The following is a 1,123-nucleotide window of genomic DNA, read 5'->3' on the forward strand; positions in this document are numbered from 1 at the left end:
GTCATATTGACAATGTTAAATTGGTGAAAATAATTAATTGTTGGTCTAATAGATTAATTGGGATTCATCTCTATTGAGTTCATCCGTATCTAACCGTAAGTAAGGGCTAGGTATTACTGATTAAAGGAATCGCGATTTTTCTTATTGGTATTGCTATAAACGGGATGGCTTAAATGATGAAATAAAGCTAAAAATTTTATGTGCTAAGTGTAAAAAGTTAAATGTGAATAATCAATAATCAATAATCAATAAGCTTTTCAGTCGTAGTGTAAAATGGATAATTAATAGTGTAATCCAGAAAGAGTGGCGGTAATTAAAGATAATCAAAGTTAATGTGTCACAGCGTAAGCAAAATTAATTGTTAAAGTGTCACACGATAAAATATCCTTGATGATGTAGTATTGTTTCTTCTATATTTTTATGAGGAAAATTATATTTATAAAGTTAACTAAGCTGAAGTAATAATATTTTTATAACTATAACTATGGCTGGGAATGATAATGGCTTTAAGATTGAATGGTTAAGGTGGCGGGTGACGTTAAAGGGCTGTAATAATTAAAGTTCAGCTTAACAGTAAGCTGAACCTTAATTATGAGAATAATGTTAACTTAATATTATTTCAAATCACTCAAATAAAATTTAAGAAGATTTGTCAGTGATGATAAAGTCAACTCGACGAGTTTTTGAACGCTCAGAGCTGGTTAGTCTAACACCATTATCTTCAATAATTTTAGTGCTAGAAACTAACTGGTCGTATGACGCACCTAAAGACACTAAGTACTCTACGATTCCATCAGCACGACGTTGTGCCAGTGCTTTATTGTACTTTATAGTACCTTTATCGTCGGTTAAACCTTGAATGTTAAGTTCTTTATCGACGTGGTTAGCTAAATAAGTAGCAACGCAAGACATGTGCGCATCAAGCTTACTGTATGACTTATCGCTATTCAGTTCGAAATACACAGGTCTAAATCCTACAATCATTTCATCATCTGTTTGTAAGGTATATTCAATACACTCTGGAGAAATTGAAAATGTTTTGATGGGTTCTGATACAGTAACGGGTGCTGATTGACAGCCCGTAAGTGCTAATAACACAACACCTGCTAATGAAAGATTGATC

The 1,123-nt window shown here is 32.5% G+C and carries 1 protein-coding gene; it reads right to left on the reverse strand.

Annotated features, from left to right (window positions below):
• Nucleotides 1-639: 639 nt before the first annotated feature.
• The coding region (locus H5185_RS22215; RefSeq protein WP_182743331.1) for an OmpA family protein at nucleotides 640-1,123 on the reverse strand (484 nt) is incomplete at its 5' end.

Source organism: Shewanella sp. SG44-6, from assembly GCF_014164185.1.
GTDB classification, from domain to species: Bacteria; Pseudomonadota; Gammaproteobacteria; order Enterobacterales; family Shewanellaceae; genus Shewanella; species Shewanella vesiculosa.